Source organism: Vibrio sp. 03_296 (assembly GCF_002265885.1).
Map to the genome: position 1 here is coordinate 1 of NZ_NPKW01000280.1, position 512 is coordinate 512.

Sequence of the window (512 nt, forward strand, 5' to 3'; positions counted from 1 at the left end):
CGCAGCGATCAAACTGGGTGCAGAAAAAGTCATCGGGATCGACATTGATCCTCAAGCACTTCTCGCTTCGAAAGACAACGCTCAACGTAATGGCGTTGCCGATCAACTGGATGTTTATCTGCCTCAAGATCAACCAGAAGGTCTGCTTGCTGACGTCGTTGTGGCAAACATTTTGGCGGCACCACTGCGTGAGCTTTCTTCAATCATCAAGGGCCTTGTCAAACCCAACGGTCAATTGGCGATGTCAGGTGTACTGGACACCCAAGCAGAAGACGTAGCCAACTATTACCGTGACGAGCTTCACATTGATCCGATCGTTGAGCAAAGTGAATGGTGTCGCATCTCTGGTCGCAAGCAAGGCTAGATAAGACTTTCAGGGTTAATTGTTTGAAATTCATACAAATTGCAAAAACAATTTGTCAATGCTCAAATATTAGTCTTTTCACGCAGAAAAAAAATGCGTAAATAGCGCGCCCTTGCCTGGTAATGAAGCTGTGACGACGTTTTGAAGA

General features: G+C 45.9%; 1 protein-coding gene. It reads left to right on the forward strand.

Annotated elements, in window-relative coordinates:
• The coding region (locus tag CIK04_RS23990) for a 50S ribosomal protein L11 methyltransferase (RefSeq protein ID WP_176463417.1) at nucleotides 1-364 on the forward strand (364 nt) is incomplete at its 5' end.
• Nucleotides 365-512 lie beyond the last annotated feature (148 nt).